We start from the raw sequence: 19,725 nt of genomic DNA, 5'->3' as shown, positions 1-19,725 counted from the left end.
TAAAATTGGAAGAAAAAAAGGACGCATGAACAAGCAAAACTTCACACATATTAAACTTACCAACGACGAGGAGGTGATATAGATGGCTAACAACAACAGCGGATCTCGTAACAACTTGCTGGTTCCTCAAGCAAACCAAGCTCTGGATCAACTGAAATACGAAATCGCATCCGAATTCGGCGTTCAGCTCGGAGCAGACACCACTTCCCGTCAAAACGGTTCAGTTGGAGGAGAGATTACAAAACGTCTTGTCTCCTTTGCTGAGCAACAATTGGCTGGACGTGGCTAATCTAATAAGCTGGATGAAGGGAGGCACCCATGGTGTCTCTCTTTTTATTTTTCCAGCAAAAGGGAAATTATTGACAGAAGAAAATGAGGGAGAGCACCGCATAAATAATGGGTGGAGGCGGATTCTATATGTGTTAGGAGGTGAGTGGATATGACAGTAGGAGCACAAGTGAAACAAACGCTTGCCAGCTTGAAAGGCGCACAAGCAGATTTTGAAACGTTTGCTCTTAGCACGCAAAACAAGAAAGCGAAGCAATTGTATTCGCAAGCAGCAGAGCAAACGCAATCCATCGTAGATAACCTCCAGCAGCGTGTAACGGAGCTGGAAAAGGAAGAACCACAGTTTAAGGGATTCTAGTGGAAGTGTTGGGAAAGGGAGAGGGACTTCCTCTCTCTTGGTTTTACAATCAAAAAATCACCTCAGGTGATGGAGGTGGCTTATGCCTGATTGGTTATCAATCCTTTTGCGCTCAATAGGCGCTGTTGCTTACTTATTTCTTTTGACAAAGATCATTGGGAAAAGGCAAATCAAACAACTTACATACATCGAATATATCGTCGGTATCAGCATCGGTTCGATTGCTGCTTTTATGGCAACCGAAATGGATGGGCCGGTCTACCATAGTTTAATCGCCATGGGGATTTTTGCGCTTTTTCCTTATTTAATGGAGTGGCTCTCACTCAAGAGCAAGTTTCTCCGCGACCTATTTGAAGGGAAATCAACGGTTCTTATCAAGGAAGGCAAGATTTTGGAAGACAATCTGAAAAAGGAACGCTTGACCGCGGAAGACTTGATGGAACAATTACGAATCAAAAACGTGTTCCGAGTAGCCGATGTAGAGTTTGCATTAATGGAAACAAGCGGGGAGGTCAGTGTCCTCTTAAAATCAGAGAGTCAGCCCGTAACCCCCAAACATCTTGAATTGACAGTGGCTCCTTCGGAAGAGAATCAAGTGGTCATTATGGATGGGATAATCATGGACGAGCCCCTGGCAACAGCAGGTCTAAATCGCAGATGGGTTCGCACAGAGCTGCAAAAAGCAGGAGTGGCTTTGGAAAATGTGTTCCTCGGCCAAGTAGACAAAGGTGGAGAGCTCTATCTCGACCTGTATGACGATAAACTGATGGTTCCTGGTGCCCAAGCGACGAAGCTGGCTTTTGCTACGTTGAAAAAATGCCAGGCGGATCTGGAACTATATGCACTCAATACAAAAAATGAACAAATGAAACGTACCTACCAAACCGATTCGGAAAAGCTCCAACAGATAATCGATCAAGTAAAACCGTTCATGATACGGTAAAAAGGAGTGAGTGGCATGGCGGATCAAAAAAAGAAAAAGCTGACCCCCGTCCAGCAAGAATATCAGCAATTGGCAAAAACGCACGAGCCTCCGCGACCGCTTTTGCGCAATTTTACCCGTGCCTTTTTAGTAGGTGGTGGCATTTGTGTGATCGGACAAGGGATACAAGAAATGTTCATTCACTACTTCGATTTTACGGAGAAAACCGCTGGGAATCCTACAGCAGCTGTCTTGATTATTCTTTCTGCCCTTTTGACCGGTCTAGGACTATACGACCGGATTGCCCAATGGGCTGGGGCAGGAACGAGTGTGCCAGTTACAGGTTTTGCCAATTCGATTGCCTCTGCGGCCATCGAGCACCGCAGCGAAGGATTTGTGCTGGGGGTCGGTGGTAACATGTTCAAGCTGGCAGGGTCAGTGATTGTGTTTGGAGTGGCGGCGGCATTCGTCGTTGGCTTGATCAAAACATTGTTTACGATGGGAGGCTGACGGATGCGCCAAGGTCATCAGTCTTGGGTCTTTCCTTTAAAACCTGTCATTCTCGGGCACGCTGCAATTGGTGGGCCTTTTGAGGCTAAGGGACCGCTAGCCGACGACTTTGATATCCTGCACGGTGACTTGATGATTGGGCAAGACAGCTGGGAAAAGGCAGAGAAGGTCCTGCTGGAAGAAGCGTGCTCGAAAGCGGTAGAGAAAGCGGGGCTCACCAAAGAGCAAATAAACTTTATGCTTGCCGGGGATTTAATGAACCAGATCATATCTGCCAGCTTTTCGGCCCGGACGCTTTCGATTCCGTTTCTGGGGATATTCGGCGCGTGCTCAACAGCAATGGAAGGCTTGGCCTTGGCTGCTCTCATGGTGAATAGTCAAGCTGCTGATTACGTCTTGGCTGCTACCTCCAGTCACAATGGGGCTGCGGAAAAGCAATATCGTTATCCAACGGAGTACGGCTCCCAGAAGCCCCCAACAGCACAATGGACAGTGACAGGTGCAGGGGCTGCTGTTGTAGCCAGTCAGGGTAAGGGGCTGCGGATTACGGGAGCTACCATCGGGCATGTCGTCGATATGGGATTGACAGATCCATTTAATATGGGAGCGGCGATGGCTCCAGCCGCATTATCCACGATTGAGTCGCATTTCCGTGACTTTCAGCTCCCTCACGACCATTATGATTTGATCGTAACAGGCGATTTAGGACGAACGGGCCATGCCATTTTATCTGATCTGTTGCCCAAGCATCACATGCACATCCCACTAGAGCGTTATGTCGATTGCGGGAAACTCATTTATGGAGAAAATCCGAATGTGTGGTCAGGGGGGAGCGGATGTGGCTGTATCGCGACAGTGACCTACGGGCATCTACTTCGGCGGATGAAGCAAGGAGAATGGAAGCGGATCTTGCTGGTTGCCACGGGAGCCCTCTTATCCCCGCTGACCTTCCAGCAGGGAGAAAGCATTCCTTGCATCGCGCATGCCGTGGCTGTTGAGTCGGAGCAACTTGGAGAGTGATACCATGATGTTTTTGTGGGCGTTTCTCGTAGGAGGAACGATTTGCTTAATCGGTCAATTTCTCATGGATGTCGTCAAGCTCACACCTGCCCATACGATGTCCTCCCTTGTTGTCACAGGGGCAGTGCTAGACGGACTCGGTCTATACGAGCCACTAGTTAATTTTGCTGGAGCAGGAGCAACCGTACCTATCACGAGCTTTGGAAATGCACTCGTACACGGGGCAATGGCGGAGGCCGAGAAGCATGGAGTGATTGGCATCATCACTGGCATTTTTGAAGTGACGAGCGCGGGGATTTCGGCTGCCATCGTCTTTGGATTTATCACGGCAGTCTTGTTCCGACCAAAAGGATAGCAGCAGGTACATGTTTCCACTTATGCCAAAATACTTGAATTGAACCTACTTTCGCCAACTTGTAGAATGGGTTGGGTAAAGGAGGGTACAATTTATGTGGTGGAGCAAGAAAGTAGTAACAACCTTGCTTGCTGCCTTTATGGCTGTAGCATTTATTTTCCCGGCCGACTCCCTGGCAGCCACACAGATTCAGCGTGGTAGTGTGAACGGGGATGTATGGGATTTGCAGTATCGCTTGCAGATGCTGGGCTACTATGATAGCAAATTGGATGGCATTTACGGAGCATATACAGCAAAGGCCGTCAGACAGTTTCAAAAAGCATACGGATTACAGATTGACGGTATCACTGGTCCAAATACATGGCGCGTTCTCAAGAAAGTGTCAGTAAATAAAGCGGAGATGCAGATGCTGGCGCAGCTGGTCTATTCCGAAGCTCGTGGAGAACCTTATGAGGGCCAAGTAGCTGTGGCAGCGGTCGCGTTGAACCGTGTCCAGTCCAAAAACTTTCCCGATACACTTGCGGGTGTCATCTTTGAGCCATTAGCGTTTACCGCTGTAGATGATGGACAATTCTGGTTGACTCCTGACAAGACTGCTTACCAGGCAGCTTGGGATGCTGTACGAGGATGGGACCCAACCAACCATGCTCTTTACTACTTTAACCCTGTTACGGCGACCTCCGATTGGATTTGGTCTCGTACCCAAGTGAAGAAGATCGGCAAACACATTTTTGCCATTTAACCATTGTTCATGCAGCCCTTGAAACAGTCTTCGTCATGTTGCTGTTCGAGGGCTTTCCTTTTTACTGGAAACTATTGTTCATTGTTTTTGCAAAATAGTTCGATAAAATGATACGAAAGGAATCGCATATTTCCCCATGGAGGTTGATGATGAAGAAACGGATGATCCTTGCCTCGCTGGCAGCCTTTTTGCTTATAGGCACACCAGTTACACCAGTTGTCGAGGCAGAAACAGCTCACATGAACGAAACACCTTATGTAGACATTAGTGGCCATTGGGCAGAAAAAGAAATCAAACAACTATACATAGCCGACGTAATTGGTCAAAACGAATATTTTCGACCTGATGACAACGTGACATTGGGTGAACTGCTCACGATGTTTGTGAATGCGAAAGGAATTGAACCTCTGGGTAACAAGCAATCATCCTTTGCGGACGTACCAGCAAACAGCTGGCTGTCGTCCTATGCCGAGACAGCTTATCGACTGGGAATTGTCCATGGGCAAAAGCAGGGGAATCACCTGTATTTGCATCCAGATGCCCCAGTAAAAAGAGCGGAGCTCGCCTCTATTCTGGTAAGAACGATGGGGGACAGCGGAGCAGTCAATAACTTGAAGTGGTCTACGACGATTCAGACATTGAACCAATACCCGGATGGGAACAACGTGAAAGAAAAAGAGCAGCGCCCACTCGTTTACGCCATGCAAAACGGGCTAATGAGTGCCTACGAGGACGGTACATTACAGCCGAACAAGTATATGACGAGAGCCGAAGCAGCCACATACGCTGCCCTTCACTTGCTTCCGAATAAGCCGAGAACATCAAAAGCCCTCGCAAACGGTACACCTTTTCGCCAGGAATTAACGGTACAGACGACTGCTTACAGCTACAAGAACGACAAGATTATGTCGTATCTGGAGTATCCACTGCGCGAAGGTGTTGTCGCGGTTGATCCAAATGTCATCCCGCTTGGTACACACTTGTACATCGATGGCTACGGTTATGCAGTGGCAGCTGATATCGGTGGTGCGGTAAAGCAACGACATGTGGATCTGTATCTTCCAACGTTGAACGAAGCTGAAAATCACGGCTTGCAAAAAGGCGTCAAAGTATACGTGCTTGATTAATAAAAATACTGAACATATTTCCTGCTCTTTCCACTCATACTAACGTGGAAGGGGTGGGATTTTTTGATGGTATGGGTGTTGTTAGGATTGCTTGGTTTCATTGTCCTATTAGTGATCACGCCAATACAATTGACGTGTTTGTACAGTCGCGAGGGCGATAATGATCAATTGGATATTACGATAGCAGCTTGGGGAATCATTCGCAGGAAATACGAAATACCCATTCTCCTTGTGAAAATGACAGAAGCTGGTCCTGAGCTTGTCGCGAAGGTAGAAACCATCCAACAGGGAAGCAAGCTTCGGGAGAGGGTCAAAGATTTTACACGGAGGCAAGTGAAAATATGGTATCGGAATTATCGGGATGTGCTGGAAAGAGTACGTGATTTGCTGCCTTTGATAAAAGATTTGTTCAGACAAATTCGTTGTACGAAGTTAGAATGGCATACATTGCTGGGAACAGGTCAGGCTGCTGAAACAGGGGCGCTGACAGGAATAGTCTGGGGAGTGAAAAGCCTGGTTGTAGGGATCCTCTCCCACTCCATCTCTTTACAGACGATGCCTGCCATCAGTGTACAACCTGTTTGGAACCAAGCACTTCTACATACGAAGGTTCATGCGGTGTTGCATTTTTATTTGGGTCATTTCGTTTTCTCTTCGCTAAAAGTATTTCTGCGGATTCGAAAAAGCAAGCAACGAAAATGGCAGACTTCGCCTACGCGCGCCTAAATACAAATGTGGCAGCAAACATATTTATTCCTTTGTGCAAGGTACATGCTCCGGATTTGTTGGGGGAATGATAAAACATGACACAGACAGGAAGGAGGAGCGACAAAAATGGCAGACCACCCGATTCAAGGCCTGATGAGAACAGCGATGGAAAACCTCAAGCAAATGGTGGACGTGAATACAATCATTGGTGATCCCGTTGAGACACCTGACGGTAGTGTCATTCTTCCAATCTCCAAGGTAGGATTTGGTTTCGCGGCCGGGGGTAGTGAGTTCCAATACGATCACCATCATAATGGGCATCAAAACCATCAACAATTTGAACCTGCTAGTCACCCGTTTGGCGGGGGTAGTGGGGGCGGTGTCTCCATCACACCTGTAGCCTTTTTGGTCGTTGGCAAACAAGGAATTCGTTCGATTCCGCTTGAAAATACGACCCATCTCTACGACCGGATTTTGGATTCTGTTCCGCAAATCGTGGATAAAGTTCAGGGGATGTTTACCAAATCAGATGAACCCACTGTTTATTCTAATACGATTATTGCCGGAGCAGAAGAACAAGATTTGGAAGACCTTATGGATCGAAAGTAAGAAAAGCACAAAACAGGTATGCTCCATAAAAGGGGCATACCTGTTTTTTCGGTAGTAGGCGTATGGCATTACCAGACTTCGTTTACATACAAACCTGTCTTCGCAACATGCTGATAATGAAGGCTTGAGCTGGAGGAGGCGATATAAGGATGGAGGGCCATTGCTTCCTCGTAGTAACGTGAAAAGGAGCCAAAGGGTTTGCTTTGCAATCCCAATATACCTGCTCTGAATGCTTGAGCTACACGCTCCATTGAATTTGTATAGTCCACATAGCGGGTCCGTACAGCTTCCAACCATTTCTCATCGTCCATTTCCAGTTGTCCATCTGGTAACAGCTTGATTCCAAAGGATTGGAGTTTTTCCTCTGCGTTTTTTGCCACTTGAGCGAATGCGTCCAGCTTTTGCGTCGCCAAGGTATCTGCTTTTTCTGCAAGAAATAGCTGCAGGCGATTGTATTTACTTACTAACGAGTGTGTGCGTTCCTGTAATAGCTCAATGTCAGTTTCAGCCTCGCTGTCTTTCCCCGCGGCAATAAATTCTCGTGCACTCTTCTCCAAATCTGAGGAAAACCGGTACAGACGAGATAAGGAATCGGAAAGCTCCGTTGTCCATTGCTGCTGACGAGTGTAGAACGGCTGCAAATTAAAACTGAGAATCGGATTGACTGGCGTGCTTAATTTTGCCTGAAGCATATGGGAATGATAGCGGCCTACCCGCTGCGTAAATGGAACATGGCTGACTCGATTCGTTTTCATGTCGGTCACCTCCTCAAAAGCTAATGGAATGAATCCCCAGGAACAATTTACTATCTCTTATTATAGACGATGCCTACTCCATTTCAATGAGCAGATCGCCAGTTTGAATGGCTTCACCTGCTTTCACATAGACGGCTTTAATTTTTCCGTCGAGTGGAGCCTGAATCGTCGTCTCCATTTTCATCGCTTCACTCACCAAAAGATGTTCGCCTTTACGAACCTTGTCACCTTCTGCTACAAGCACCTTGAGCACTTTTCCTGGCATGGAGGCACCGAGGTGGGCAGGGTTTTGCGCTTCTGCTTTTCGGCGGATCAGTTCAGAGACTTTTGCCGATTGATCTCGGATGAAGATTTCACGTGGCTGTCCATTCAGTTCAAAATAGATGATGCGTCGGCCATCTGGATGAAGCTCTCCGACTGCGACCAGTTTGATAATCAACGTTTTACCGCGCTCGATCGTAATGGCGGTTTCCTCACCCGGACGCAATCCGTAGAAGAATGTTCCCGTATTCAATACCGACAGGTCACCGTATTCCTTCAGGCGTTGTTCAAATTGCAAATAGACTTGCGGATACATGATATAAGACAGGACGTCTAAATGACTGGGCTCACGTCCGATTTTGCCTTCCAGCTCAGCAGCAACTTGCGTAAAGTCAATGGGTGCGAGCAATTCACCAGGACGAGCAGTAAAGGCATCGCGACCTTTTAGCACGAGTTCCTGCAACTTCTTAGGGAATCCGCCAGGCGGTTGGCCAAGATACCCTTGGAAAAATTGAATGACGGAATCCGGAAAATCGAGGCGTGTTCCTTTCTCCCAAATGTTTTCTTCATTCAAGTTGTTTTGGACCATGAACAGTGCCATATCACCGACGACCTTGGAAGAAGGGGTCACTTTTACAATGTCGCCGCACATTTGATTGACGACGGCATACATGTGCTTCACTTCGTCCCAACGACCTTCCAGTCCAACCGCTTTGGCTTGCTGCTCCAGATTGGTGTATTGTCCGCCTGGCATTTCGTGTACGTAGACCTCCGTGTTGCTCGCTTTCATGCCGCTTTCAAAGCCTTGGTAGTACGGACGTACATCCTCCCAGTAATCAGACAGCTTGTTGAACGATTCAAGAGATAAACCAGTCTCACGCTCCGTGTGGGCAAGGCTTGCGATCAATCCGTTCAAGCTTGGTTGGGAAGTGAGTCCAGACATGGAACTGACGCAAGCATCGACGATATCCACGCCTGCTTCGATGGCTTTCAGAAGCATGGCGCCAGCATTCCCTGATGTATCGTGCGTGTGCAGATGGATCGGAATGCTGATTTCTTGTTTTAAAGCAGAGACAAGCGAATAAGCAGCATACGGCTTCAAAAGACCTGCCATATCCTTGATTGCGAGAATATGGGCACCTGCTTTTTCCAATTCCTTTGCCAGATCGACATAGTAGGCCAAGGTGTACTTGGTCTTGGTCGGGTCCAGAATATCTCCAGTGTAGCAAATCGCTGCCTCGGCCACTTTGCCGGATTCACGAACGGCTTCAATGGCTGTTTGCATCCCGGGAAGCCAGTTCAGGCTGTCAAAGATCCGGAAGACATCAATGCCATTTTCAGCAGAGGCTTTGACGAAAGCGTGAATCACATTATCCGGGTAGTTGGTGTAGCCTACGCCATTTGCTCCGCGCAAGAGCATTTGGAACAGGACGTTTGGTATGCGCTGGCGAAGGATTTGCAGCCGTTCCCAGGGAGATTCCTGCAAAAAGCGCATCGTTGTGTCAAAAGTGGCGCCGCCCCACATCTCCAACGAGAAGAGGCCAGAACCGAGCTTGCCTGTCGCCTCTGCAATGGAAGCGAGATCGTAGGTACGCACACGCGTAGCAAACAAAGACTGGTGGGCATCGCGGAAAGTCGTGTCTGTGACGAGCACGTGTTTCTGCGCCTGAATCCACCGTACCAGACCGTCGGCACCTTCTTTATCCAGAATTTGCTTCGTACCGTCCGGATATGGCTGGGTAAATGGTGTCCGCGGGATGCGGGGCGAGTCGAAGTGCGGCTTTTTCTCCGATTTCTGGAGACCGGGATATCCGTTGACAATCGTGTCTCCGATATAAGATAGTAATTTGGTACCCCGGTCTTGACGGCCAGGGAAGACGAACAGCTCTGGTTTGGTATCAATAAACGACGTATCGTAGTTGCCACTCAAAAAATCAGGATGTGTCACGACATTTTCCAAAAACGGCAGGTTCGTTTTCACGCCACGAATACGGAACTCTCGCAATGTGCGGAGCATTTTGCGAGCGGCTTGATCAAAGCTCGCGCCATACGTGGAGATTTTGACCAGTAGCGAATCATAAAACGGTGTAATGATCGCGCCTGGATAACCATTGCCTCCATCGAGCCTTACTCCGAAACCGCCACCGGAACGCCAAGCGGACAAGCGACCAGCATCTGGCAGGAAGTTGTTTTCTGCGTCTTCTGTCGTGACACGGCATTGGATGGCAAAACCACTCATTTGGATATTGTTCTGCCCACTGATGCCAATCTCTTCATCGGAGAGGGCATGACCCTCGGCTACACGAATCTGCGACTGAACGATGTCGATTCCAGTGATGAGCTCCGTGATGGTATGCTCTACTTGAATGCGTGGATTGACTTCTATGAAATAAAAACGCTTGTCCGGCGTTAACAAAAACTCGACAGTACCAGCGTTCGAATAGCCGGCTTTTTTCATGAGTGTGAGAGCAGCCTGGCAAATATCTTCACGCAGCTTGTCATCCAAAGATAGGCTCGGTGCTACTTCGACCACTTTTTGATGGCGCCGTTGAACAGAGCAATCGCGCTCATACAGATGGACGATGTTTCCGTGGTTGTCACCGAGAATTTGGACCTCGATGTGTTTGGGCTGTTCCAAGTATCGCTCCAAATACACCTTGGCATTGCCGAAGGAAGAGCGGGCCTCGGAACGGGCACGATCTAACGAATCTTGCAATTCCTCCTGACTGCGAACGATGCGCATGCCACGGCCCCCGCCGCCAGATACGCCTTTAATAATGATGGGGTAGCCGTATTCTTTGGCAAAGAGAAGCGCCTCTTGGAGTGTTTCGATTGGCTCAGGAGTGCCTGGAATCACTGGGATTCCCGCTTCAATCGCCAGACGACGTGCTTCTACCTTGTCCCCGAATTTGTCGATCAGCTCAGGGGATGGTCCAATGAAAATAATGCCTTCCTCTTGGCAGCGCTTTGCAAAATCAGCATTTTCAGCAAGAAATCCGTAGCCTGGGTGAATGGCATCAATATCGTTGCGCTTGGCAATTTCGATGATACTCTCGATATCGAGGTAAGCCTCGATAGGCCCTTTTCCCGCTCCGACCAAGTAAGACTCGTCAGCCTTGAAGCGATGGATAGAAACGTTGTCCTGCTCGGAGTATACGGCTACCGTACGTATGCCGAGCTCCGTTGCTGCGCGAAAGATTCGAATGGCGATCTCACCGCGGTTTGCTACCAGTAGGCGATTGATTTTTCTCTTTTTCATTATTCTCTCCCCCTAACGTCTCGGAAAAAAAGACGTATTAAAATTATATATAGAACAAATATACAAAATTTTCTCGACGCAAGACACACTTTTTTCGATCACAGGAGGATGGATGAGCGTGAACAATCAGAACGACAAGCTGCCTGTATTTGTGTACGGCACACTTTTGGCGGGCTTTGGAAATCATAGGAATTACGTGAAACCGTATCAACATGAGGCAACATCTGCGACGATTCAAGGTGAGATCTATCATTTACCGGCAGGCTATCCGGGATTGCTGAAAGGAGAGCAGGAGGTTGTGGGGGAGATCGTTACGTTTGCCCCTGACGTGTACGAGCAAGCGCTAGCTGGACTGGACGAGCTGGAGACGTACTATGTATGGCGAGGGTGATCCGCGCAATGAATATGAACGGATCATCATTCCAGCGACCATGGAAGGAACAGGTCAGGTCGTGAATGTCTTTGTTTATCGTTATTTGGATCAAGACCTGGTCAAGCAAACAGGGGTGCACATTGCGGATGGAAATTGGCGACGCTACATGCAGGAGCTGCCTGAATAGCCAGTGCTAGTTTTGCCAAAACTGGTAGGGAAAAGGAGGGACCCTGCCATGGAATTACTCCATTGTGAACCCGCACAAATCTGGCGTTACCTAATTCCGCAAAATCACTGGATGTTTGCCGACGAAGTTCCAGAAGATGAACTGATCTTTCATTATCGCGACCATATTTATTTTGTAAACAATGACGGCTCAGTTTTGTCCATGCCACAGCCCGCTTGCTTCGATACGCTCGATATGGGGACCTTGCTGGAGTATTTGGCAACATCGGACGACACCATTGATTTTGACGATGAAGGACAATTCGATTACGGTCATGTCCTAAAGCGTATGGGGTATATCGTGCCAGTCAGGGACAAGCGGGAAAAAGCCACATATCAAATTGAGATTATCAACACGGCATTGCCGAAAGCTTATGGAACGCGGTACGAAATGAAGCAGGTGACCTTTGCATTTGCCCTCTATCACGCGCTGATGCGCTGTCATGAACTGAATGCGAAAACGGATTGGGAGTATGAGCATGAAGTGAAGCGAATCGCTGAGGTCCAAGCCAAGCGAAGCGGGAAAGTGCAAGTGAATCTGTAATTTCTACTATTGGCATAGTGAAAAAAAGTGAATGATAGGGTATGATAATTGATGTACATACTGAAAGATTTGGTGAGGAGGAAGAAATCATGACAACTGCTGTTGAGCGTCAAGGCGCGTTTGTATTCAAAGGTGGTCCTGTAACACTGCTCGGTCCTGAAATCAAAGTAGGAGATACTGCTCCTAACTTTACTGTAGTAGGTGGCGATCTGTCCCCTGTAACTTTGGAAGATTCCAAAGGCACTGTTCGCATCATCTCCGTAATCCCTTCTATTGACACTGGCGTGTGCGATGCACAAACTCGCCGTTTCAACGAAGAGGCTGCGAAATTGGAAGGCGTTACTGTGCTGACTGTTTCCGTTGACCTGCCATTCGCGCAAAACCGCTGGTGCGGTGCTGCTGGCATCGACAAAGTGAAAACAGTATCTGACCACAAAGACCTGAGCTTCGGTACAGCTTACGGCGTAGCGATCAAAGAATTCCGTCTCTTGTCTCGCGCTGTATTCGTAATCGACGCAAACGACAAGGTTGTACACGCTGAGTATGTGGCTGCCGCTGGTGAGCATCCAAACTACGAAGCTGCGATTGCTGCTGCACAAGCTGCGAAATAAGCAATTTTCATAAGTAAGCTCCCTTTTTGTCCAAGGACGAGAAGGGAGTTTTTTTTATTTGCAGCAAGTGGGAAAATTAGTCTTGACGGATTTTATAACCAGTGGTTATATTATAACCAACGGTTACTAACCATCGGTTATAAAGTTTTTAAAGAGGTAAGGAGCTGAATATCTCGCATGGCAAGCAAACAGGAAATACGCTCGGAAGAAACGAAACGGGCCATTTTGACGGCGGCAGCAGACCTTTTCGCTACCCGAGGCTTTGATACGGTATCTATCAGGGAAATCGCCAAAGCAGCCGGCTGTTCCCATACAACCCTCTATATTTATTTCAAGGACAAAGAAGCACTGCTTCATCATCTGTCTAAAGAACCTTTGCAGAGCTTGGCTCTACAAATGGAAGAAACACTGTCCAAACAAAGAAGAACACCAGAAGAGATTCTGCGGGAAATCAGCAGTCAGTTCATTCACTTTTGCTTGCGCAATCGAACCATGTATACCTTATTCTTCATGATCAAAGCCTCTCGTATTGATGTAGAGGAACCGGAAAAAGAATTGCAAACGCTGCGCAATCAATTGTTTGGTTTGTTGAGGGAGGCTGTAAGACGTTGCTTGCCAAGCGAGATAGAGGAAGAAAAAGCGCTTGCCCATGCACGGATATACTTCTACATGTTGCATGGCATCGTCGGTACGTATACACATTCCGAGGAACCATTGGACAGCTTAATGGAAAGGCTAGCCCCTACATTCGCTTTATCCATAGATGTTTTTCTTGCAGGCAGTCAAAAAATAATGAACAGGGAGTGACGAGAGAATGATCAGAGTGGAGCAAATCTCAGCGAACATTTGGTGTATCAAAGCGTGGTTGTTGATTTCTTTGCGGGTCTGGATTGTCAGGGAGGAGGATGGCGTTACGCTTATCGATGCAGGAATGCCATTTATGGCGAAACGGATTATGGCTTTTATCAAGCAGTTGAATGCAGGCCCACTCAAGCGAATTTTGCTGACGCATGGTCATTCGGATCATGTTGGGGCGTTAAAAAAAATCACGGAGGCAGAATCTGTACCAGTCTATGCGCATCGAATCGAGATTCCGTATATGGAAGGGAAAGAGCTATATCCTCGTCGTAAAAAGCTGGAAGCAAACGTACAGCCTGGCTTGGCGCAGCCTTTGCCAGAGGATGCCGAAGGAAATATAGCTGCCGTTGGCGGGCTGCAACCTTATTTGACACCCGGTCATTCTCCGGGGCATGTGGTTTATTTTCACGAAAAGGATGGAGTGCTTTTGGCGGGAGATTTGTTTACTTCCAAACACGGCAGATTGCATCGTCCCATGCCGATGTTTACGGCGGATATGGCGCAAGCACTCAAAAGCAGTCTGATCGTCCGCCAATTGCGACCACGGCATTTGGAAGTATGCCATGGCAAGCCAATCCAAAATCCGGCAGAGCAGCTCGATGATTATTTGAAAGAGGTCTCTACTTCTTTTTCGATTCCAACAAGTGTTTGGCAATCATAAGGAAATGATCGACCGGAGCCAAGTCGGATGAAACGAATGCCTTTTTTCTCGCGTCATAGGTTTGAGGTGATTGGATGAAAAAGGTAGAATGGCTTGGTCAACTATTTCTGATAGCGACACTGTTATTGACGGGGTGTGGGAATGGATCGTCCGCGCAAGGGACTGCGCAGCTTGCGGAACCACCACAGCCAGTCATTGAATGGCGCGGAAAAACAGCTGCGACGGTGCCGGCATCTTCCTGCTGGAGCTATAATAGCGAGGCGATCTGCAAGGATACGGCGGCACCACCGGAACTCGTCGCAGAGCAAAAGCCTGCACCCCTGCAAGTAAAGCCCGGGGCGACGCTGACTGTCACTTTTGCCCAGCAGCCAACTGCAAATACGCTCAAGGTAACCCAATGGGACGGCGTGAAAGAAGTTGAGCAAGCAGTGGAAAACGGCAATCAGTGGAAGGCACCCGAACAGCCGGGCTGGTATTTGTTCGATGTTCGCGGTCAGTGGACCCAAGGCGATGCAGGTCATGCATTTGTTATCGAAGTGAAAGACAACATATGATAGACATCCAAACGGTCGTGGCCAAACAGCCTGATCGTTTTTTGCTATACTGAGGAGAAGGGAAGACTTAAAGGAGAGACAACATGCTGGAAGAATTAATTAGCTTCACGGTTGATGAGGCAGATGCAGGGCAAACCGTGCGAGAAGTATTGCAAAAGCGGTATGGTGTATCGCGGCGCTTGCTCATTCGTGCCAAGTTTAAAGGCTCCATTACACGGAATGGCGTCCTCGTATTTGTAAACGAAAAATTGCAAGCCGGCGATAAAATAGCAGTCATGGTTGAAGAAGAGGCGGAAGAGACCGTCGCGCCAGAGGATATGCCGCTCTCCATCCGTTACGAGGACGAGGATTTGATGGTCATTGCAAAGCCAGCGGGATTGGTTGTTCATCCGACAGGAAATCATCCTAGCGGAACCTTGGCAAACGGGATGATCGCTTATTGGAAAAGTCGTGGCGAAAACAGAAAGTTCCGAGCGGTGAACCGTTTGGATAAAGATACATCAGGCTTGATGATCGTAGCCAAGAATCAATGGGCACATGAACAATTCAGTCGTATGCAGCAGATCCGGACGTTGCAGCGGACTTATCGAGCAATTGTTCAAGGAATCGTGGAGTCAGACGAAGGTACGATTGATGCGCCGATTGGCCTTGCGGAAAATTCGTTTATCACCAGACAGGTAAGACCGGATGGGCAGACGGCTGTTACCCATTATCGTGTGCTTGCCCGAGGGGAAGGTATGAGTTTTGTCGAGGTAAAGCTGGAGACGGGGCGCACGCATCAGATTCGCGTACATATGAGCAGTAAAGGGCACCCACTCGCCGGAGATGATCTGTACGGAGGAGAACGGGAGCATATCGGCAGACAAGCTTTGCATGCATGGGGGCTATCTTTTGTCCATCCGCGCAGCGGTCTTGCGATGAGCTGGGAGGAGCCGCTGCCAAGTGATATGGAACAGCTAGTTCAACAATTTTTTCCCGATGATCCATGCAAGGAAATGACTTAGGCGAAAAATTTCGTCATTTCCCTCTGGAAAGCTGTAAGCGTTTTCGATATGATAGAAGAAATTCAATTCAAATATGTGGAAACATAACAGAGAATAGCTGGCTGTCTGCGGGGGAAAATCCCGCAAAGATTTTTTTCAGTAGCAGACGAGACCCAGCTTGCGCCTGATGCCTGTTTCGGATCGTTTTGACAAAGAGGGCTTCCTTTTTTATTTGTCATGCGCCGGAAATGCCTTGGGGGTGAGCTGGGTTTTCTTGTCATATCGGAAAGCATACACCTCTTCGGGTTTCTTCCCGATAGTACGGAAAACATTCCGCTAATACGCGGTCGCTCATCCTTGAGCAAGCATCGATATAGGTTTTCTTATTGCCCAAGAGAAGGAGAGGGTTTCATGAAGCTGGTTTCCTATCGAGAAAGGGAAAGGGATGCTTGGCGAGCGGGGCTCGTGCGCGAAGGAAAAGTCAAAGATATTGCGCATGCGTGTCCGGGGGCGCCGAGTACAGTGCTAGGTTTGCTCGAGGAGTGGGCAAACTGGCTACCCGTTATTCAAACCGCGTACGAGGCAGAGGAAGGCTGGGATTTGGAGCAAGTCGAGCTAGGCTCGCCACTTCCGCGTCCCGCCAGCTTTCGTGACTTTTACGCCTTCGAGGCTCATGTGAAGACAGCGCGAGCCAAACGCGGACTTCCGATGGTGCCCGAATGGTACCATTTCCCCGTCTTTTATTTTTCGAATGCAGCAGCTTTTACGGGGACGCAAGCGAATATTCGCAGACCCAAAGCAACCGAGTGGCTGGACTATGAGCTGGAAATTGCCTGCGTGATTGGAAAAGCTGGAGTAAACATTCCAGTAGAACGAGCGGAAGAGCACATCGCTGGATATTGTATTTTAAACGACTGGAGCGCCCGGGATATACAACGGGAGGAGGTCAAGGTTGGCTTGGGGCCAGCCAAGGGCAAAGATTTCGCAACGTCCATGGGTCCCTGGCTGGTTACACCGGAGGAGCTTGCGGATGTACGCATCACAGGCGAGAAGGGCAGCCGCTACAATCTGGAAATGGTGGCACGCATTAATGGCAGAGAGTATTCAAAAGGAAACTTCAAGGACATTCACTATACATTCGCAGAAATGATTGCCCGTGCTTCGGAGGATTGCTTCTTGTATCCCGGAGATGTTATCGGATCGGGAACAGTAGGGACTGGCTGCATTTTGGAGCTGGGAACAGAGCAGTATGCTTGGCTTGCGCCAGGTGATGTAGTGGAGCTAGAGGTGGAACGCCTCGGTGTGCTTCGCAATACGATTTGTGAATAAGGATGAAAAAAGGAGGAAGGAACGTATGGCTTTTTATCAACGAATGGGGGAAGTTCCAAAAAAGCGGCATACGACGTTTTACAAGCCGGATGGGGGACTGTACCGCGAGCAAGTGATGGGAACAAAAGGGTTTTCCGGGATTCAATCCATTCTGTATCACCACAATCCGCCTACCCAAGTGAGGGAGACGCGCAAATATGCAGATGTCCGCTTGGAATATGTGGAGCAGGTTGATTTGAAGCATCAGCATTTTAAAACGTTTGATGTTCAGCCGGGCGGAGACCCGATTTTCGGACGTCGCTACATGCTGGGGAATAACGACGTCGTCATGGCTGTGTGCGCACCAACAGAACCGATGGATTACTTTTATCGCAATGCAGATGGGGATGAAGTTGTTTTTGTCCATCAAGGTGAGGGAGAGCTGCAAACGATTTTCGGTACGCTCACTTACAAGCCTGGCGACTACCTTGTCATTCCGATTGGCACGACCTACCGGATAGTACCGTCTGTGCAGAGTCGTTTTCTTGTCATTGAGTCCCAGAATGAGATCGTGCCACCAAAGCGTTATCGCAACGAGCATGGTCAATTATTGGAACATTCGCCGTTTTGTGAACGTGATATTCGTGTACCGGAAAAATTGGTGACGCATGTGGAAAGCGGAGACTTCGAGGTGCGAGTCAAACGCCAGTCCGTGGTCTACAGCTACTTCTTTGACTTCCATCCGTTCGATGTGGTGGGGTGGGACGGTTATTTGTATCCGTATGCACTGAGTGTTCATGATTTTGAACCGATTACTGGACGCATTCATCAACCGCCACCTGTCCATCAAACCTTTGCCGGTCAAAACTTTGTCATCTGCTCATTCGTTCCGCGGATGTACGACTATCATCCGCAAGCGATCCCTGCGCCTTACTATCACAGTAATGTAGAAAGTGACGAGGTGTTATACTACGTAGATGGCAATTTTATGAGCAGAAAAGGGATTTATGAGGGGTCTATCACCCTGCATCCAATGGGGATTCCACATGGGCCGCATCCAGGCAAGGTAGAGGCGAGCATTGGGAAAAAAGAAACGCAGGAGCTGGCTGTCATGCTGGACACATTCCACCCGCTACACGTCACAAAGCAAGCGTTGGAAATTGAGGATGACGCATACATGGCAAGCTGGTTGCCACCGAAGGAATAGAAAGAGGTGCAAAAACGCAATGGAAATCGCCATTCATGAGATTGAGCGGCAGGAAAAATACAAGCTTTTGATCGGGTGTATCGTCCCGCGGCCGATCGCTTGGGTTACCTCGTTAGCGGAGGGAGGAATCGTCAATGCCGCTCCTTTCAGTTATTTTAATGTTGCCAGCATTGAACCGATGATGGTCTCGGTTGCGGTCATGCGCAAGCCGGGAAGTGTCCCAAAAGATACGGCACGAAACATCATGCAAACGGGAGAATTCGTGGTCAATATGGTGGACGTACACAATGTGGATGCAGTCAATCAGACTTCTGCTGATTATCCACCGCAGATCAGTGAGGTAGAGGCATTGGGGCTGGAAGTCGCACCATCCGTTCGCGTCAAGGTGCCAAGGCTGCGTGCATCCCGCATCCATTTTGAGTGCAAGCTGCATCAGATTGTGGAATTAGGGAGTCCAACGACTTCGGATTTGATTATCGGGGAAGTGGTGCATGTACATGTAGTGGATGAGTTGTATCATGCAGGACGGATTGATGCTACAGCATTTGCACCCGTCAGCCGATTAGCGGGTCATACGTATGCGACGCTGGGCGAACAGTTTGATCGTCCACGTCCCGTTTATGAGCCACCTGTCAAATGATTGATCTCCGTCCAGCGACGGAGGACAAATCCCTCTACGGACCATTTTACCGAAATCGCCTATCGGGTATCCTGTAGATACAAGGCAAGCGGATACTGTAGAGAGGGTGGAAGCAATGATGGAAAGACGACTATATCGTTCGCATCATGATAAACGGTTATTTGGAGTTTGTGGTGGGGTTGCGCAGTTTTTGCGCATTGACTCTACGCTGGTACGTATAGGAGTTGTCGTTCTTACTGTTTTTACAGGAGTACCGATTCTGCTTTACTTGCTGATGGCAATGATCATGCCAAAAGAACAGCAGTGGTCATACGCTTCTGACAGCTTCCCAATGTATGATGCGCCATATAGTGGACATGCACGTATGAATGATTTGGATCAAGAGATTGACCGTCTGGAAAAGCGTGCTTTGGTACAGGAAGTGTATCGCCTGCGCGAAGAATTGGGCAAATACAAAGGGCTTTAGAGCAAATAAGAGACTTCCTGGGCATTACGCTCACGGGAAGTCTCTTTTCACGTTTACCTATTTTGATCCTACCAAAAAAATGGTCGGCAACTTCCGGAAATCGCTGCATAACATATAAGGTGGAAAACCTACATAGGGAGGGAAAAGCAGTGTATCTCGGCGTGTTCGATTTGAATCAGCGTTTGGAGCAAACCCGCAAAATCCTGCGGGAAAAGCAACATCTGAAAAAACTGATTGAAGAAGACATCCATGACTTGGAACAAGACGTCAAAGAATTAGAAGCAATGACGGCGAAACAAGAAAAGTATGCGACCAGTGCTCAGCGCTAAAGCATCTTTCATGAGCGACAAAAAGAGGAAGTGGCAACTGCCGGAAGAAGGC

25 protein-coding genes are annotated in these 19,725 nt (G+C 48.4%); 23 read left to right on the top strand and 2 right to left on the bottom strand.

The window, feature by feature from the left end:
• The first annotated feature begins 82 nt into the window (after positions 1–82).
• The 10 genes from HP567_RS23025 to ytfJ all read left to right on the top strand — a co-directional run bounded on the left by HP567_RS23025 (position 83) and on the right by ytfJ (position 6,639).
• Positions 83–289: an alpha/beta-type small acid-soluble spore protein gene (locus HP567_RS23025; RefSeq protein WP_047068578.1), complete on the top strand. Its 207-nt coding sequence runs from the start codon at positions 83–85 to the stop codon at positions 287–289.
• A gap of 150 nt (positions 290–439) precedes the next feature.
• Positions 440–646, top strand: coding sequence for a DUF1657 domain-containing protein (locus HP567_RS23020; RefSeq protein ID WP_007717150.1), 207 nt, complete (start codon positions 440–442; stop codon positions 644–646).
• An 82-nt stretch (positions 647–728) separates the two neighbouring features.
• The gene (locus HP567_RS23015) at positions 729–1,589 is read left to right on the top strand and encodes a DUF421 domain-containing protein (RefSeq protein ID WP_173612249.1); all 861 of its coding nucleotides are present in this window, start codon (positions 729–731) and stop codon (positions 1,587–1,589) included.
• A 15-nt stretch (positions 1,590–1,604) separates the two neighbouring features.
• Positions 1,605–2,078 (top strand): stage V sporulation protein AC, encoded by a 474-nt coding sequence (gene spoVAC, locus HP567_RS23010; protein ID WP_173612250.1) that lies wholly within the window; start codon positions 1,605–1,607, stop codon positions 2,076–2,078.
• A 3-nt stretch (positions 2,079–2,081) separates the two neighbouring features.
• Positions 2,082–3,098, top strand: a complete 1,017-nt coding sequence (gene spoVAD, locus HP567_RS23005) for a stage V sporulation protein AD (protein WP_173612251.1) — start codon at positions 2,082–2,084, stop codon at positions 3,096–3,098.
• Positions 3,099–3,102: 4 nt separating this feature from the next.
• Positions 3,103–3,453: a stage V sporulation protein AE gene (gene spoVAE / locus HP567_RS23000; protein ID WP_007717126.1), complete on the top strand. Its 351-nt coding sequence runs from the start codon at positions 3,103–3,105 to the stop codon at positions 3,451–3,453.
• 94 nt (positions 3,454–3,547) lie between these two features.
• A complete protein-coding gene (sleB, locus tag HP567_RS22995; protein ID WP_173612252.1) occupies positions 3,548–4,195 on the top strand; it encodes a spore cortex-lytic enzyme in 648 nt (215 codons plus the stop codon).
• A gap of 146 nt (positions 4,196–4,341) precedes the next feature.
• Positions 4,342–5,322 (top strand): S-layer homology domain-containing protein, encoded by a 981-nt coding sequence (locus HP567_RS22990; RefSeq protein WP_229088102.1) that lies wholly within the window; start codon positions 4,342–4,344, stop codon positions 5,320–5,322.
• 66 nt (positions 5,323–5,388) lie between these two features.
• Complete coding sequence (locus tag HP567_RS22985) at positions 5,389–6,048, top strand: DUF2953 domain-containing protein (RefSeq protein WP_173612253.1); 660 nt, start codon at positions 5,389–5,391, stop codon at positions 6,046–6,048.
• Positions 6,049–6,156: 108 nt separating this feature from the next.
• Entirely contained in the window at positions 6,157–6,639 is a 483-nt protein-coding gene (gene ytfJ, locus HP567_RS22980; RefSeq protein ID WP_173612254.1) for a GerW family sporulation protein, read from the top strand.
• 68 nt (positions 6,640–6,707) lie between these two features.
• Here ytfJ and HP567_RS22975 read toward each other — a convergent pair whose 3' ends face one another.
• A complete protein-coding gene (locus tag HP567_RS22975; RefSeq protein ID WP_173612255.1) occupies positions 6,708–7,394 on the bottom strand; it encodes a hypothetical protein in 687 nt (228 codons plus the stop codon).
• Between the two features lie 73 nt (positions 7,395–7,467).
• Positions 7,468–10,914 (bottom strand): pyruvate carboxylase, encoded by a 3,447-nt coding sequence (pyc, locus tag HP567_RS22970; RefSeq protein ID WP_173612256.1) that lies wholly within the window; start codon positions 10,912–10,914, stop codon positions 7,468–7,470.
• Between the two features lie 118 nt (positions 10,915–11,032).
• Here pyc and HP567_RS22965 point away from each other — a divergent pair, with 118 nt between their 5' ends.
• The 13 genes from HP567_RS22965 (at position 11,033) to HP567_RS22905 (ending at position 19,673) form a co-directional block, all read left to right on the top strand.
• Positions 11,033–11,305 (top strand): gamma-glutamylcyclotransferase family protein, encoded by a 273-nt coding sequence (locus HP567_RS22965; protein ID WP_229088100.1) that lies wholly within the window; start codon positions 11,033–11,035, stop codon positions 11,303–11,305.
• The gene (locus HP567_RS22960) at positions 11,289–11,474 is read left to right on the top strand and encodes a hypothetical protein (RefSeq protein WP_229088099.1); all 186 of its coding nucleotides are present in this window, start codon (positions 11,289–11,291) and stop codon (positions 11,472–11,474) included. The genes HP567_RS22965 and HP567_RS22960 overlap by 17 nt, the downstream gene beginning before the upstream one ends.
• A 48-nt stretch (positions 11,475–11,522) precedes the next feature.
• Positions 11,523–12,056: a hypothetical protein gene (locus HP567_RS22955; RefSeq protein WP_173612257.1), complete on the top strand. Its 534-nt coding sequence runs from the start codon at positions 11,523–11,525 to the stop codon at positions 12,054–12,056.
• An 89-nt stretch (positions 12,057–12,145) separates the two neighbouring features.
• Positions 12,146–12,667: a thiol peroxidase gene (tpx, locus tag HP567_RS22950; RefSeq protein WP_015892342.1), complete on the top strand. Its 522-nt coding sequence runs from the start codon at positions 12,146–12,148 to the stop codon at positions 12,665–12,667.
• A 177-nt stretch (positions 12,668–12,844) separates the two neighbouring features.
• Complete coding sequence (locus HP567_RS22945) at positions 12,845–13,474, top strand: TetR/AcrR family transcriptional regulator (RefSeq protein WP_173612258.1); 630 nt, start codon at positions 12,845–12,847, stop codon at positions 13,472–13,474.
• 7 nt (positions 13,475–13,481) lie between these two features.
• Positions 13,482–14,186, top strand: a complete 705-nt coding sequence (locus tag HP567_RS22940) for an MBL fold metallo-hydrolase (RefSeq protein WP_173612259.1) — start codon at positions 13,482–13,484, stop codon at positions 14,184–14,186.
• A gap of 74 nt (positions 14,187–14,260) precedes the next feature.
• Complete coding sequence (locus tag HP567_RS22935) at positions 14,261–14,740, top strand: hypothetical protein (RefSeq protein WP_173612260.1); 480 nt, start codon at positions 14,261–14,263, stop codon at positions 14,738–14,740.
• 83 nt (positions 14,741–14,823) lie between these two features.
• Positions 14,824–15,744 (top strand): RluA family pseudouridine synthase, encoded by a 921-nt coding sequence (locus HP567_RS22930; RefSeq protein ID WP_173612261.1) that lies wholly within the window; start codon positions 14,824–14,826, stop codon positions 15,742–15,744.
• Positions 15,745–16,134: 390 nt separating this feature from the next.
• Complete coding sequence (locus tag HP567_RS22925; RefSeq protein ID WP_173612262.1) at positions 16,135–17,052, top strand: fumarylacetoacetate hydrolase family protein; 918 nt, start codon at positions 16,135–16,137, stop codon at positions 17,050–17,052.
• Positions 17,053–17,077: 25 nt separating this feature from the next.
• Positions 17,078–18,238 carry a homogentisate 1,2-dioxygenase gene (locus HP567_RS22920; RefSeq protein WP_173612263.1) on the top strand — a complete coding sequence of 387 codons (1,161 nt, stop codon included), beginning with the start codon at positions 17,078–17,080 and terminating at the stop codon, positions 18,236–18,238.
• Between the two features lie 19 nt (positions 18,239–18,257).
• On the top strand, positions 18,258–18,878 hold the full coding sequence (locus HP567_RS22915) for a flavin reductase family protein (protein WP_173612264.1): 621 nt from the start codon (positions 18,258–18,260) through the stop codon (positions 18,876–18,878).
• Between the two features lie 115 nt (positions 18,879–18,993).
• Positions 18,994–19,344 (top strand): PspC domain-containing protein, encoded by a 351-nt coding sequence (locus HP567_RS22910; protein WP_173612265.1) that lies wholly within the window; start codon positions 18,994–18,996, stop codon positions 19,342–19,344.
• 149 nt (positions 19,345–19,493) lie between these two features.
• Entirely contained in the window at positions 19,494–19,673 is a 180-nt protein-coding gene (locus HP567_RS22905; RefSeq protein ID WP_047068559.1) for a hypothetical protein, read from the top strand.
• Positions 19,674–19,725 lie beyond the last annotated feature (52 nt).

The sequence above is a fragment of the Brevibacillus sp. M2.1A genome, from assembly GCF_013284355.2.
GTDB lineage: Bacteria > Bacillota > Bacilli > Brevibacillales > Brevibacillaceae > Brevibacillus.
Note: the sequence above shows the minus strand (reverse complement) of the source record. Positions and strands in the feature narration are given on the sequence as shown.